The sequence below is a fragment of the Actinomadura logoneensis genome (assembly GCF_003428695.1).
In the GTDB taxonomy this organism is placed as follows: domain Bacteria; phylum Actinomycetota; class Actinomycetes; order Streptosporangiales; family Streptosporangiaceae; genus Spirillospora; species Spirillospora logoneensis.
Genome location: NZ_QURH01000304.1, coordinates 1 through 13722 on the forward strand (window position 1 = coordinate 1; position 13722 = coordinate 13722).

Below are 13722 nucleotides of genomic sequence, written 5' to 3' on the forward strand. Positions count from 1 at the left end.
CGCGCGCCGCACCGGGCGCGCGGGGCCGTCCGAGGTCAGCAGGCGAGACCGTCCGAGGTCAGCGGGCGAGACAGTCCGAGGTCAGCGGGCGAGACAGTCCGAGGTCAGTGAGCGAGTCTGGGGTCAGCGGGCGAGGCTGAGGTCAGCGGGCGAGGGCGTGGAGGCGTTCCACGGCCTGGTCGATGACGTCCTCGCGCTTGCAGAACGCGAACCGGACGAAGTGCGCCCCGGCCTCGGGGTAGTCGTAGAACACCTGCGTCGGGATCGCGACGACCCCCGCCCGCTCGGGCAGCGCGCGGGCGAGTTCGAGGCCGTCGGTGAAGCCCAGCGGGCGGATGTCGGCCTGCACGAAGTAGGTGCCCTGCGGGCGGAGGGTGGCGAACCCGGCCGCGTCCAGGCCGCTGATCAGCCGGTCGCGCTTGGCCTGCAGCGACTTGCGCAGGTTCTCCACCCACGCGGTCTCCTCGCGCAGCGCGTACGCGGTCGCCCGCTGGTAGGGCGCGCTCGCGGTGAACGTGACGAACTGCGCGACCGTCCGGACGGCGTCGACGAACGGCGCGGGCGCGCACACCCAGCCCGTCTTCCAGCCGGTCACCGAGAACGTCTTTCCGGTGGACGCGACCACGACGGTGCGCTCGCGCATCCCGGGCAGGGTGGCGAGGCTGATGTGCTCGGCTTCGTCGAAGGTCAGGTACTCGTACACCTCGTCGGTGATCGCGACGAGGTCGTGCTCGCGGCAGACGGCCGCGATCGACTCCAGCTCGGCGCGGGTGAACACCGTCCCGGTCGGGTTGTGCGGCGAGTTCACCATGATCAGCCTGGTGCGCGGGGTGACGGCGGCGCGCAGCTCGTCCGGGTCGAAGGTGAACCGGCCGTGCTCGGGGCGGAGCGTGACCGTCCGGCGGACCGCCCCGGCCATCGCGACCATCGCCGCGTAGGAGTCGTAGTACGGCTCGAAGACGACCACCTCGTCGCCGGGCTCGGCCAGGCCGAGCAGCGCGGCGGCGATGCCCTCGGTCGCGCCGACGGTCACGAACACCTCGGTCGCCGGGTCGTACTCCAGGCCGTACCGCGCCCGGCGCTGCTCGGCGACCGCCGCGCGCAGCTCGGGGACGCCGGGGCCGGGCGGGTACTGGTTGTCCCCGGCGAGGATCGCGTCGGCGGCGTGCCGCAGCATCGCGGCGGGGCCCGACTCGTCCGGGAAGCCCTGGCCGAGGTTGATCGCGCCGGTCCGGACCGCCAGCGCCGACATCTCCGCGAAGATCGTCTCGCCGAACCCGCGCATCCGGCTCACCAGTCGCTCGCTCATCCCGGCACTCTAACCCGGCGCGGCCGTCCGCCCCTGACGGGAGCAGCGGCCAGGCCCCGCGTCAGCGGCGGGACGGCGCTTCGCCGTGTCGGCGGCGGGCCGGACCTGCCGTCAGCGGCGGGCCAGGGCGTCGATGGCGGCGGCGACCGGGCCGGGGTCGGAGACGAACACCATGTGCTGGGCGCGCGGGATGAGCGTGGGCGGCGGCGCGCCGATGCGGGCGGCGGTCTCGGCGGGCGTGGACCGGCTGAACACGAAGTCGTCCGCGCCGAAGACCACCGATTTCGGCATGGACAGGGCGCGCACCTGCTCCAGCCGCGCGGTCGGGATGCCGACGACGCCGTTCCGGAACATCTCCCAGACGGCCTTCTCCGCGCCGGGGACCATGAACGGACGCCGCCACTGGTCCACGCCGCGGGCGTCCAGGCGGGGGCAGCGCGGCCCGCACGCCCGCGCGTACGCGGTGCGGACGAGCCAGTCGGAGCGGATCGCGAGGCGCAGGACGGCCGTCCGGTACGGGTCGATGATCAAGTACGGGAGCGGGCTCTTCTCCCCCGCGCCGGTGAGCAGGGCGTCGCCGTCCAGCAGCATGAGGCCGCCGATCGCGTCCGGACGCCGCAGCGCCGCCTCCGCGACGACCGCCGCACCACTGGAATGCCCGACGATGACCGGCTTGACCAGGCGCATCGCGGCGATGAACGCGTTCACCTGCTCGGCCATGTGCCGGGCGTCGTAGGGCGACTTGCGCTGGCTGTAGCCGTTGCCGGTGAGGTCGAGCGCGTACACGTGACGGGTGCGGCCGAGGACCTCGGCGGTCGGCGTCCACGCGTCGGCCGACTCGAACGCGCCGTGCACGAGGACGACCGGGCTGCCGCCGCTCCCCCACTCGCGGTACCGCGTGCGTACGTCCCCGGCCTGCACGTACGACAGCCCGGCCGGGACGGCGGCGCGCTCCTGCGTCGTCCGGACGACCACCATCGACGCGGCGGTGACCAGGCCCCACAGGACCACCAGCACCAGCAGCGTCCGGCGCGACCAGCGGCGCGCTCTCGTCCGGGGGGCGGGCCTGTGCGGCGTCGGCGGCGTCGGCGGCCGCGTCGGCTCCGGCACGGTTTCGGGGAGTCGGTCGGTCACCCGTCCACGGTACGGCCATCGAACTCCCACACGGTCGTCAGCGGGATGCAGAGGCCGGGCTGGACGACCTCGACGCGCAGCACGCCCGTCGCCGCGTCGTAGTCGATGCCCTCCGTCTCGAAGCGGTGCTGCGCGTCCGGCTTGCAGGCGCTCTCCGTCGGGAGCGGGCCGAGGGCGGTGACGCGTCCGGCGACGTCCCGGCCGTCGGGCGCGTGGGCGAGGTCGATCTGGAGCAGCGGCCGGACGACGCCGTCCACGATCCCCTCGGCGTCGTCGGACGAGCAGAGCAGCCGGGTCGCGGTGGTGAAGTCGCACCCCTGGACGTCGCGGACGGCCCTGTCGAGGACGACGCGCCCGGTGAGGGGAAGGTCCCGGGCGGGGTCGGCGGCGGCCCTGTTCACCCTGGGCATCGGAGTGATGAGAAGGCGCCGCTGCGTCTCCCACTCGCCGGAGACGAGCCACCGGCCGTCCGGGCTGACGGCGGCGAACGAGTTGTTCATCGCCTCGCCCGGCACGAGCCGGTGCACGAAGTCCGACGACCGGAACCCGTGCGCGGCGTCGTACACGCGGAACATCTTGGACGTCGGGTTCGCCGCGCCCGACTGGTAGGGCTCGACGACGTAGCCGTGCGAGAAGTCCGGGTCGCCGACGTGGTTCCAGCCCTTGAGCTGGGCGTCCGGCGCGACGACGTTGCCGGTGTACCAGAGGTGGGAGCCGCCGAGCGCGCGGACCGTGGCGAGGCCCTGGTTCTGGAAGACGCTGCTGACCAGGTACGAACGGGTCGCCTTCCACGGGCCGACCACCGGAAGCGCCGCCGACCGAGCGGCCCTCGCGGCGGGCTTCGGGGCGGGGACCGGAGCGGCCAGGGCCGGGGCGGACGGGGTCAGCGCGGCGGCCACCGCCAGGGTGCCGATGGCTGCCAGGGTCGCGGTACGGCGCGGCATGTCGTCCTCCCGGAGCGGAAACCGGGTCAGCGTATCGGCGGTCTTCGTCCCGGCCGGGCGAACCGGGGGAATTGTCATGAAGCGGTCACCGCGCGGCGGCGGCGGACGGCGGACCGGGTACCGTCGGGACGCGTGACCGACGTGCTGGCGCGGACCGACCTCGGCGCGGTCCGCGGAACCGAGTCCGACGGCCTGGCGACCTTCCGGGGCGTCCCGTACGCGGCGGCCCCCGAGGGTCCGCTGCGGCTCCGTCCGCCCGCCCCGGCCGAGGCGTGGGACGGCGTCCGCGACGCGACCCGCTTCGGCGCCGCCCCGCCGCAGCCGCCTGCCGCGCCGGGCACCCCGCCGATCTGGCGTCCCGAGGACGGCATGGACTGCCTCAACGTCAACGTCTGGACGCCCGACCTCGGCGGCGGCGGCCTGCCGGTGATGGTCTGGTTCTACGGCGGCGCGTGGCGGATCGGCGCGAGCCCGATGCCGCACTACGACGCGGCGCGCCTCGCGCGGGCGGGCGTGGTCGTCGTGACGTTCGACTACCGGACGGGGTTCGAGGGGTTCGGGCACCTGCCCGGCGTCCCGGACAACCGGGGCCTGCGCGACCAGATCGCCGCGCTGGAGTGGGTGCGGCGGAACATCGCGGCGTTCGGCGGCGACCCGGACCGCGTCACGGCGTTCGGGCAGTCCGCCGGGGCGGCGTCGATCGTGCTGCTGGCGGGCGCGCCCGAGGCCCGCGGACTGTTCCGGCGGGCGATCGCGCACAGCGTCCCGGACGGGTACCACGACGTCGCCGAGGCGTCCGGGATCACCGGGACCGTCGCGGCGGCGGCCGGGGTCGAGCCGACGTGGGAGGGGTTCGCGGCGCTGCCGCCGGAGGCCCTGGTCGCCGCCCAGGACGCGCCGGTCGATCCGGTGACGCGTCCGGTGACGGCGTACGCGCCGGTCATCGACGGCGACCTGGTCACCGGCCCGCCGTGGGCGCGGATCGCGGACGCCGCCGACGTCGAGCTGGTCTGCGGGTTCGTCCACGAGGAGGCGCGCGCGTTCCTGCCGTCCCCGGTGCCGCCGGAGCTGACCCCCGAGACGGCCGGGGCCGCGACCCGGGTCGGCGTGTCCGGCGCCGAGCGCTACCGGGCGGCGTATCCGCAGCTCGGTGACGTCGATCTGAGCGTGGCGCTGCTGTCCGACGCGATGTTCCGGATGCCGACCCTCCGCACCGCCGAGGCGCACGCGGCGGCCGGCGGACGGACGTGGGTGTTCGACTTCGCCTGGCGCAACCCGGCGGGCATCAACCGGCACTCGATCGACGTGCCGTTCGTGTTCGGCCTCCCCGACTCGCGCTTCGCCCTCCGCCACCTGGGCTCACCCACGCCGGACGGGTTCCCGGCCCTGTCCGACGCGATCCGCGGGGCGTGGACGTCCTTCGCCGCCGAGGGCGACCCGGGATGGCGCCGGTACGACGCGTCCACCGGACGGATCACCCGCGTCTGGGACGACCGGATCTCGGACGTGCCCCTGCCGATCGCGCCGTCCCTCCCGATCTGGACGGACCTCGCCTGACCCGCGGGACGGTGTGCGGGGTGCGGTTCCTCGCCGTGGCCCTCCCTCCGCTTCTTCGCGCGCGACGTCGCGTCAGGACGGTCTGAAGCCGATGGTCTGGAGGACCGACACCTGGCCGGTGTCGAGGCTGTAGTAGGCGGCCACCAGCCCGAGGGTGCCCTTGCCCACCATCGGCGACAGCGCCGGATCGGCGGCCAGCTTGGCGACCGTGCTCAGCGTCTGGGAGCGGATGGTCTGGTCCACGATGTCGCCGCCCTTGGCCCGGGCCTGCTCGTAGGCGGGCTTGACCGAGTCCACGATGGAGTTCAGGTGCTTGGGCAGCGGATGGTTCTTCTCGAGCGACTCCACGGTCGCCTTGACCGCGCCGCACCGCTGGTGGCCCATCACCACGATGAGCGGCGTGGAGTGCTCGACCGGCCCGTACTCGATGGAGCCGGTGACCAGGTCGTCGACGGTCTGCGCCCCGGTGCGGACGACGAACAGGGCGCCGACGCCCTGGTCGAACACCGTCTCCGGCGGCAGCCGCGAGTCGATGCAGGTCACGACCACGGCGAACGGGTTCTGCGTGGGAGCCGCCTCCTGCCGCCGCTGGACGCTCTCCTCCGGGCACTTGCGGTTCCCCGCGGCCCAGGTGCGGTTCCCCTCCGCGAGCCTGCTCCACGCCTGCGCCGGGGTGAGCTTCTCGGCGGTCGGAGAACCGGTGGTCGGCATACCGGGAGTCGGCGGGCCTCCGGGCGCCGGTGTCCCGGCGGGCGGTGTCCCGGTCGGCGGCGTGCCCGCGGCCGGCGTGCCGTTGGTCGGTGTGCCCGTGGTCGGTGTGCCCGTGGTCGGTGTGCCCGTGGTCGGTGTGGGCGTGCCTGGTGATGTCGGCGTGCCTGGTGATGTGGCCGTGCCGGGTGGTGTCGTCGTGCCTGGTCTGGTGGCCGTGCCGGTCTGCGCGAGGGTGACCGCCGAGCGGCTGGAGCCGCACGCGCCCAGCCACGGAACCAGCGCGGCCAGGCCGAGACCGCCGGTGGCCAGTCCGGAGCGCAGGACGCGCCTGCGTGAGAACTCGTTCACTCCCGTTAGCTACCGCCGCCACGGACCGGTCCATCCCGCAAACCGGCAAAAGGTCGGCCGTGGGAGCTTCCGCCCTACTCAGGCGGACGCGACGGACTCCAGCGGACTTGGCTGGACGCGGGTGGACTCGGCCGGAGCGGGCGGACTTGGCTGGACGCGGGTGGACTCGGCCGGAGTCGGGTGGACTCGGGCGGACTCCGTGCAGCTCGCGGGCCCGGCCGGGGACGGCGCGGCGCTCGCGGGCCCTGTCATAGCGGGACGCCGAGCGGGCAGAATGAGGGCATGCGCGTGGCTCTGTGTCAGATCGAGGTCGGCGACGACCCCAAGGAGAACCTGGACCGCGTCCTGGCGGCGATCGCCGAGGCGGCGGCGACGCCGGGCGGCTGCGATCTCGCGGTGCTCCCGGAGGCCGCGCAGGTCCGGTTCGGCAACCATCTCGCCGAGGCGGCCGAGCCGCTGGACGGCCCGTGGGTGACGGCCGTCCGCGAGGCCGCCCGGGAGCACGGCGTCAACGTCGTCATCGGCGTCTTCGAGCCCGCCGACGCCGACCGCGTGCACAACACGGTCGTCGGGATCTCGTCCGACGGCGGGATCGCCGGCTCGTACCGCAAGCTGCACCTCTACGACGCGTTCGGCGACCGCGAGTCCGAGCGGGTCGTCGCCGGGGACCGGCCCGTCGTCCTCGACCTGGCCGGACACCGCCTCGGCCTCGTGACCTGCTACGACGTCCGCTTCCCCGAGCTGGCCCGCGCGCTGGTGGACCAGGGCGCGGACATCCTCGTCATCCCGGCCGCGTGGGCCCAGGGCGTCTTCAAGGAAGAGCACTGGACGACCCTCGTCCGCGCGCGGGCGATCGAGAACACCACCTGGGTCGTCGCGGTCGACAAGGCCCCCGACCGGACCCCGCCGCCGCGCGGCCTGCCCGGCGGCGTGGGCCGCAGCCAGCTCGTCGACCCGATGGGCAACGTCGTGGCCGACCTGGGCCCGTTCCCGGCGGTCCGCGTCCTCGACCTGGACCCGGACCTCACCGCCCGGGTGCGCGAGCGGCTCCCGTCCCTCGCGCACCGCCGCCGCGACGTCCTCTGACGGACGGCTCCCCTCCGCGCGCGGGGCCGTCCGCCGGCTGACGAGGCCCCTGCGTCCCGGGCCGCCGACCTCCGCGGTCAGGTGACGGCCCGGGCCGCCGGCACCGGGGTCAGTTCGCGACCCAGGCGACGTGGCCGACGGACTTCGGGTCGTCCGCCAGGTCGAGCATGGCGCCGGCCAGGTCGGCGCGGCGGATGGTCCGGGCCCGCGGCGGCGTGCGGTCGAGGCCCAGGCGGTAGGCGCCGCGGGGCGGGCCGTCCATGAGCCGGGGCGGGCGGACGATCGTCCAGTCGATGCCGGTCGCGCCCGCGACCACGCCGTCGGCGCGCACGACGTCCTTCATGGGGTTGGCCAGGATGCGGCTGACCAGCGGCTTGGCGACGTAGCGGCCGAGCAGGTCGTCGCCGGGGTCCGGGTACGGAGCGGCGGCGCTGACCACCAGCAGCCGCCGGGTCCCGGCGGCCCGCATGCCCGTGATGATCGACGTCGCCCCGTCCGTGTGGACGGTCGTGGGGGCGCGGCCGGTCCGGGTACCGAGGCAGGACATGACCGCGTCGCGGCCCGCGACCGCGGACTCGACCGCGGCCGGGTCCATCACGTCCGCGACCACGACGTCGACCTTGTCGCGCAGCTCGCCGGGGAGGCGGGCGGCGTCGCGGACGACCGCGGTGACCTCGTGCCCGCGCCGGACGGCCTCCCGGCAGACGGCCGTGCCGGTGCCGCCGGTCGCCCCGAAGACGGTGATCCTCATGCGTCCCCCTGTGGGTTAGTAAACGCTCACTCACCACTAGGGTGAGTAAACACCCACTCAGCTGTCAAGGGGGACCCGGAGAATGACGACCGCCCGCGAGCGCCTGCTCGACGCCCTCGCCGAGATCATGCGGACCCGTGGCCTCGCCGAGGCCACCACCAAGGAGATCGCGCGGCTGGCGGGCTGCTCCGAGGCACTGCTGTACAAGCACTTCCGCGACAAGGAGGAGCTGATGCTGAGCGTCCTGCGCGAGCGGATGCCGCCGTTCACGCACCGGCTCCTGCCCGGCGAGGACACCGTCACCGGCAACCTGGTCGCCACCGTCCACGGCGGCCTGCGCTTCTACCGCAGGGCGTTTCCCATGATGGCCGGGATGCTCGTCCAGCCCCGCGTCCTGGCCGCCACCCGCGAGTCGCTGGGCAAGTACGACGCGGGCCCGCAGGAACCGGTCAACCGCGTGACCGCCTACCTGGACGCCGAGCGGGACCTCGGCCGCGTCCGCGCGGACGCCGACACCTCGGCCGTCGCCGCCCTGCTGGTCGGGGCCACGTTCCAGCAGGGCTTCCTGCTCTTCTTCACCGCCGGCCCCGAAGGCCCCGACCCGGCGGAGGAGGACGCCGCCCGCCTCGTCCGCCCCCTCCTCCCCTCCCTGCTCCCGGAAGGCGGCTCAGAAGGCGGCCGAGGCTAGGCCTTGAGGCGGGCCACGGCCCGCCTCCCGTGCGTCAGGCGGCTACGGGGGCCAGCTTCATGCGGGTCAGGCGGCCCTCCAGTGCCGGGAGGTCGAACGGGATGACGGCCGCCTCGCACCGGTCGGCGAGGGTGCGCAGCATCTCGATCCAGTCCCAGCTCGCGGTGATCTCCGCGTCGATCGGGTCGAGCATGCCCGCGAGGGACGCCGCCGCCCGGTGCCGCAGGACGAGGTTGCGCCACTGGCCGAGGAAGCGGCGGAACTCCTCCAGCAGGTCCCGCGCCTCGCCGACCAGGCCCGCGACGTCCCGCAGGCCGTCGTTCACGCGCCGCACCTGGTCGGACATGTCCAGCGCGCCGGCCTGCGCCGCGTCGCACAGCAGCGGCACCGCGCCGAGCGACCCGGACGGGGCCACGCCGTCGACGACCTCGGCGGCGAACGCAGCGACCATCTTGTTGTAGAGGCGGGCGAGCGAGATCCGGAAGCGGAGTTCCGCCACGTCCGCGCGGAGCCGGTCGAGCAGCGCCCGCATCCGCTCCAGCTCGGCGAGGGCCTTGCCCATCGGGGAGCTCATCACGCGGGCCACGTTCGCCAGGACGGGCGCGGACGCGGCGACCGACTCCGACGCCCGCTGCGCCGCCTCCACCGACAGGCTCATCCGGTGGCCGATGTCGAGCACGTTCGCGGAGGCCGTGGCGAGCCGTTCGCACAGGCCGTGGTACGCCGACAGGCGTCCGACCAGGTCGCCGAGCAGGTCGTCCACCGCGCCCGCCCCCGACAGCACCTCCCCGATGGGGCCGGACGCGCCGGGCCGGGCGTACGAGGTCGCGAGGACGTGCCCGCGGGCGGACACCTCGGCGGGCAGCGCGTCGAACATGAACGCGTCGTAGGACGGGTAGCCCTGCCGCCGCAGCGCCTCCTCGATGTGCCCCATGCCGTGCACGGCGGCGTCGCGGCGGCTCATCGGGACGGCGCGCTCGGCCTCGGCGGCCTGCGCGTACACCTGCTTCGCGACGTCGAACAGCGGCGCCCGCGCGGCCATCCGCACCGAGAGGTGGCCGTCGCGGACGGGGCTCATCGTCGCGAAGACCCAGTAGGGCCGTCCGTCGCGGGCGAGGTTCTTCATGTACGCGCCGACCGGCCGTCCGGCGCCGAGCCGGTCCCAGACCAGGCGGAACGCGCCGCCGGGCATGTCGGGGTGGCGGACGAGGCTGTGCGGCGCGCCGACCAGCTCGTCCTGCGCGTAGCCGGAGATCCGGCCGAAGACGGAGTTGCCCTGGCGGATCACCCCGCGCCGGTCGGTGGTGGAGAAGAACAGCTCCTCGACGCCCATCGTCTTCTCCCGGTCGTCACGGATCGACGACGCGTGGCCTTCCACTTTGCTGTTCTCCGATTCACAGGCGTTGACCGACAGCCGCCGTCGCGGCGAGAGAACCGACCGGCCGGGGCCCGGGAGCGGCGGACGGCGCGACCGCGAACCCTCGGGTTCGTCAAAATCTGCCGAGAGCCGCCCGGGGCTCCACGGAGAACCTACCGACCCAAGCGGACAAACCGGTCACCGGGGTACCCGTAATGATCTTGCCTCCGGCCGACTCTGCCGACGCCCGCGCCTCGGGGACGGCGCGGACCCGGCCCGGTCAGGTCGGCCGGGTCAGCTCGGCCGGGTGAAGTCCACGTCGCGGGCGGGCTCGCCGGGCCAGGTGAGGCGGGTCGGGGTGGCGGGGGTCTCGGCGAGCAGGTGGCCGTGGGAGATGACGTGGGTGGGCCGGGTCTGGCGGCGGATGGCGTCGTAGGGCGACTCCGCCGGGAGGACGACCAGGCTCGCCGGACGGCCCTCGGCGATGCCGTAGCGGTCGCCGAGGTGCAGGACGCGGGCCGCGCGGTCGGTGACCATCCGGAACGCCTCGTCGATCTCTGCCGTCCCGGTGAGCTGGGCGGCGGCGATCCCGACAAGGGCCACCTGGAGGGACGAGGCGGTGCCGAGCGGGTACCAGGGGTCCATGACGTCGTCGTGGCCGAAGGCGACGTTGACGCCCGCGGCGAGCATCTCCTTGACCTGGGTGAGGCCGCGCCGCTTGGGGTAGCCGTCGAAGCGGCCCTGAAGGCAGAGGTTGGCCATGGGGTTGCTGACCAGGTTGATGCCGCTGCGCGCCAGGATCCGCTGCAGCTTGTAGGAGTACGCGCCGTTGTAGGAGCCCATCGCCGTGGTGTGCGAGGCGGTGGCGCGGTCGCGCAGGCCGCCGCGGCGGGCCAGGGTCGCCAGCACCTCGACGAACCGGGACTGCTCGTCGTCGATCTCGTCGCAGTGCGCGTCGAGCAGCAGGCCGTGCCGCTGGGCGATGTCGAAGGCGATCTCCAGCGAGCGGACGCCGTCCTCGCGGGTGTCCTCGAAGTGCGGGATCGCGCCGACGACGTCGACGCCGCGCTCGGCGGCCTTCTCCAGCAGCTCCGGGCCGTCCTCGAAGGAGACGATCCCCTCCTGCGGGAAGGCGACGAGCTGCAGGTCCACGACGCCGCGGACGCGCTCGCGCACCTCGATCATGGCGTCCAGCGCGACCAGACCGGGGTCGGTGACGTCCACGTGGCTGCGCACGTGCAGGACGCCGTTGGCCGCGTACCAGCGCAGCACCTCGGTGGCCCTGTCGACGACGTCCTGGCCGGTCAGGGTCCGCTTGCGCTCGGACCAGACGGCGATGCCCTCCCACAGCGAGCCGGACGCGTTCCAGCGCGGCTCGCCCGCCGTGAGCGTGGTGTCCAGGTGGACGTGCGGCTCCACGAAGGGCGGGGACGCGAGGCCGCCCGCGCCGTCCGCGAGCAGGTCCCCGGCGCCCTGCCCGGCGGGGACGGTCCGGCCGAACCGGCCGCCGTCCACCTCGATGTCGAGCAGCTCGTCGCGTCCGGCCAGGCGGACGTTGCGGATGACCTTCACCGGCGGACTCCTCAGAGGGACGGACGGGCCGGCGCGAGCGCGGCGGCGCGGCGGCGGGACAGCAGCAGGTAGAGGCCGCCGGCGACGAGCGCGCCCGCGAGCCAGGACAGGTCGACGCCGCCGAGGGCGCCGGCGGCGGGGCCCTGCAGGGCGCTGGGCACCCCGTACTGGAAGCACCAGGTGGCGACGGCGCCGAGCAGGAACGACACGACGCCGTCCCAGCGGACGTCGCCGAGGCGGGACGCGCCGGGCGGGTCGTAGAGCGCGTCGATGTCCACCTTCTGCCGCTTCACGACGTAGAAGTGGACGGCCATGACGGCGGCCCACGGCACGACCCAGGTGACGAGCCCGGCGAGCCAGGCGTCCAGGGTGTGCGCGAAGTCCTCCTGGAAGACCAGCAGGATCGTGAAGGCGGCGGCGAAGACCCCGACGCCGTAGGAGACGGCGCGGCGCGACACGTTCCAGTCGACGGTCTGCGCGCACAGCGAGCACGAGTAGACGTTGAGGATGTTCGTCGCGATCGGGCCGTGCACGACCAGCAGCAGCACCGGGACCGCGAGCGCGCCGAACGAGTCGACGATCAGCTTGCCGGGGTCGGTCGTCTGGCTGACGGTGGCGAGGGACGCGCCGAGCGCGCCGAGCCACACGACCGGGACGAACTGCCCCAGCACGCTCGACCAGTACAGCTTCCGGCGGGACACCGACTGCGGGACGAACCGGGAGTAGTCCGACGCGTAGGCGAACCAGGTGATGCCCCAGCCGACGCCGATCGCGGTCATGACGGTGGTCATCGCCGAGAGGCGGTCCCGTCCGGCCAGGTGCGCGCCGGGGAAGCTCCAGTGCACGCCGGTCCTCGTCCAGGCGACGGCGGTCATCGCGGCGAGCACGACCAGCGTGATCGGGACCGTCCACTTCTCGAACGAGGCGATCGCCCGGAACCCGGACGCGGCGATCCCGACCTGCAGGCCCATGATCACCAGGACCACGACGACCTTGAGCGCGGTGCCGCCGTGCACGCCGAGCTGGCCCAGCAGGGCCATCACCAGGTCCAGCACGATCCACGTGTTGACCGCGCACCACCCCGCCGACATCACGCCCTGCAGCGCGGCCGGGAGGTAGGCGCCGCGGCGTCCGAACGCCGACCGGGCCAGCACCATCTGGGTGACGCCGGTCCGCTGCCCCATCAGGACGAACAGCCCGAAGACCGCCATCCCGAGGACGTTGCCCGCGACGAGCACGGTGATGGTGTCGGCGAGGCTCAGGCCGAGCTTGATGCCGAGGGCGCCGAGCACCCAGTTGATGGGGGCGATGTTCGCGCCGGCCCAGATCCAGAACTGGTGGAGGGCGGTCGAGCTGCGGGCGTCGGCGGGGACGGGCTCCAGCGAGTGGGCGGGGTCGGCGGCCGAGCCGGGGTGCGTGCTTGTCATCTCGAGCCCTCAGCCTATCGGGCGGAGCGCGTAGAAAATCCCGGCGCGTCCGGAATGTCTGCCCTGGTCGGCGGCCGGCCCGGGGTTCGAGACGGCGGGCGGCCCGGCGGGTGCCGGTCACCCGGGCAGGCGGGTCTTCACCACCTTGCCCATCGCGTTGCGCGGCAGGGACTCCACCAGGTGGACGACGCGGGGCCGCTTGTGCGCGGAGAGGCGGTCCGCGACGAAGCCGGTCAGGTCCTCGGCCGCGACGCCGTCCTCGGCGACGACGAAGGCGGTGACCTGCTCGCCCAGGTCCTCGTGCGGGACGCCGACGACGGCGGCCTCGCGGACGCCCGGATGGGCCAGCAGCGCGTTCTCGACCTCGCCCGCGCCGATCCGGTAACCGCCGCTCTTGATCAGGTCGGTGGACGCGCGGCCGACGATGCGGTGCCGTCCGTCCGGGTCGAGGACAGCGATGTCGCCGGTGCGGAACCAGCCGTCCGGGGTGAAGGACGCGGCGGTGGCGTCCGGACGGCCCAGGTACCCGTCGAAGAGCGTCGGCGCGGACACCTCCAGCGCGCCGGGCGTCTCGCCGTCGGCGGGCACCGGCGTGCCGTCCTCGGCGGCCAGGCGGGTGCGGACGCCGGCCAGCGGGAACCCGACCGAGCCCGGGACGCGGTCGCCGTCCGCGCGGGCGCTCACCGTGATCAGGGTCTCGGTCATCCCGTACCGCTCGACCGGGCGGTGGCCGGTGAGCTCGGCCAGCCGCTCGAAGACCGGGACCGGCAGCGGCGCGCTGCCCGACACCAGCAGCCGCGCGCCGCGGAGCGCGGCGGCGGCCCCGCGGTCGCGGGCG

At 74.4% G+C, this 13722-nt stretch carries 12 protein-coding genes; 3 read left to right on the forward strand and 9 right to left on the reverse strand.

The genetic code is table 11. The features are described 5' to 3' along the window. Nucleotides 1-142: 142 nt before the first annotated feature. The 3 genes from DZF91_RS18610 to DZF91_RS18620 all read right to left on the reverse strand — a co-directional run bounded on the left by DZF91_RS18610 (nucleotide 143) and on the right by DZF91_RS18620 (nucleotide 3387). Nucleotides 143-1309 (reverse strand): pyridoxal phosphate-dependent aminotransferase, encoded by a 1167-nt coding sequence (locus DZF91_RS18610; RefSeq protein WP_199486726.1) that lies wholly within the window; start codon nucleotides 1307-1309, stop codon nucleotides 143-145. Between the two features lie 111 nt (nucleotides 1310-1420). Beyond that, entirely contained in the window at nucleotides 1421-2443 is a 1023-nt protein-coding gene (locus DZF91_RS18615) for an alpha/beta fold hydrolase (RefSeq protein ID WP_147341210.1), read from the reverse strand. Next, complete coding sequence (locus DZF91_RS18620) at nucleotides 2440-3387, reverse strand: hypothetical protein (protein WP_117358729.1); 948 nt, start codon at nucleotides 3385-3387, stop codon at nucleotides 2440-2442. Before DZF91_RS18620 ends, DZF91_RS18615 begins: the two co-directional genes overlap by 4 nt. Nucleotides 3388-3519: 132 nt before the next feature. On the opposite strand from DZF91_RS18620, the gene DZF91_RS18625 reads away from it, so the two are divergent. Then, nucleotides 3520-4944: a carboxylesterase/lipase family protein gene (locus DZF91_RS18625; RefSeq protein ID WP_117358730.1), complete on the forward strand. Its 1425-nt coding sequence runs from the start codon at nucleotides 3520-3522 to the stop codon at nucleotides 4942-4944. 72 nt (nucleotides 4945-5016) lie between these two features. Here the strand turns inward: DZF91_RS18625 and DZF91_RS18630 are convergent, their stop codons facing one another. Next, nucleotides 5017-5655, reverse strand: coding sequence for a carbonic anhydrase (locus DZF91_RS18630; RefSeq protein ID WP_117358731.1), 639 nt, complete (start codon nucleotides 5653-5655; stop codon nucleotides 5017-5019). Nucleotides 5656-6285: 630 nt separating this feature from the next. Here DZF91_RS18630 and DZF91_RS18635 point away from each other — a divergent pair. After that, the gene (locus DZF91_RS18635) at nucleotides 6286-7089 is read left to right on the forward strand and encodes a carbon-nitrogen hydrolase family protein (RefSeq protein WP_117358732.1); all 804 of its coding nucleotides are present in this window, start codon (nucleotides 6286-6288) and stop codon (nucleotides 7087-7089) included. A gap of 109 nt (nucleotides 7090-7198) precedes the next feature. Here the strand turns inward: DZF91_RS18635 and DZF91_RS18640 are convergent, their stop codons facing one another. Next, nucleotides 7199-7840, reverse strand: a complete 642-nt coding sequence (locus tag DZF91_RS18640) for an NAD(P)-dependent oxidoreductase (protein WP_117358733.1) — start codon at nucleotides 7838-7840, stop codon at nucleotides 7199-7201. A gap of 82 nt (nucleotides 7841-7922) precedes the next feature. Between DZF91_RS18640 and DZF91_RS18645 the strand changes: the two genes are divergently transcribed. Then, nucleotides 7923-8528, forward strand: coding sequence for a TetR/AcrR family transcriptional regulator (locus tag DZF91_RS18645; RefSeq protein ID WP_117358734.1), 606 nt, complete (start codon nucleotides 7923-7925; stop codon nucleotides 8526-8528). Nucleotides 8529-8562: 34 nt separating this feature from the next. Here DZF91_RS18645 and DZF91_RS18650 read toward each other — a convergent pair whose 3' ends face one another. The 4 genes from DZF91_RS18650 to DZF91_RS18665 form a co-directional block, all read right to left on the reverse strand. Beyond that, nucleotides 8563-9906: a PAS domain-containing protein gene (locus DZF91_RS18650; protein ID WP_235834394.1), complete on the reverse strand. Its 1344-nt coding sequence runs from the start codon at nucleotides 9904-9906 to the stop codon at nucleotides 8563-8565. Between the two features lie 273 nt (nucleotides 9907-10179). Beyond that, nucleotides 10180-11457: a cytosine deaminase gene (gene codA / locus DZF91_RS18655; RefSeq protein WP_199486727.1), complete on the reverse strand. Its 1278-nt coding sequence runs from the start codon at nucleotides 11455-11457 to the stop codon at nucleotides 10180-10182. Nucleotides 11458-11468: 11 nt separating this feature from the next. Beyond that, on the reverse strand, nucleotides 11469-12884 hold the full coding sequence (locus DZF91_RS18660) for a purine-cytosine permease family protein (protein ID WP_117358735.1): 1416 nt from the start codon (nucleotides 12882-12884) through the stop codon (nucleotides 11469-11471). Nucleotides 12885-13001: 117 nt separating this feature from the next. Next, nucleotides 13002-13722: AMP-binding enzyme (locus DZF91_RS18665; RefSeq protein WP_147341211.1), on the reverse strand; the 721-nt coding region annotated here is incomplete at its 5' end.

Excerpts from the sequence above, each read along its gene's own strand:
- DZF91_RS18610 (WP_199486726.1), bottom strand. The coding sequence starts at position 1,309 with ATGAGCGAGCGACTGGTGAGCCGGATGCGCGGGTTCGGCGAGACGATC.
- DZF91_RS18620 (WP_117358729.1), bottom strand. The coding sequence starts at position 3,387 with ATGCCGCGCCGTACCGCGACCCTGGCAGCCATCGGCACCCTGGCGGTG.
- DZF91_RS18630 (WP_117358731.1), bottom strand. The coding sequence starts at position 5,655 with ATGCCGACCACCGGTTCTCCGACCGCCGAGAAGCTCACCCCGGCGCAG.
- DZF91_RS18635 (WP_117358732.1), top strand. The coding sequence starts at position 6,286 with ATGCGCGTGGCTCTGTGTCAGATCGAGGTCGGCGACGACCCCAAGGAG.
- DZF91_RS18640 (WP_117358733.1), bottom strand. The coding sequence starts at position 7,840 with ATGAGGATCACCGTCTTCGGGGCGACCGGCGGCACCGGCACGGCCGTC.
- DZF91_RS18645 (WP_117358734.1), top strand. The coding sequence starts at position 7,923 with ATGACGACCGCCCGCGAGCGCCTGCTCGACGCCCTCGCCGAGATCATG.
- DZF91_RS18660 (WP_117358735.1), bottom strand. The coding sequence starts at position 12,884 with ATGACAAGCACGCACCCCGGCTCGGCCGCCGACCCCGCCCACTCGCTG.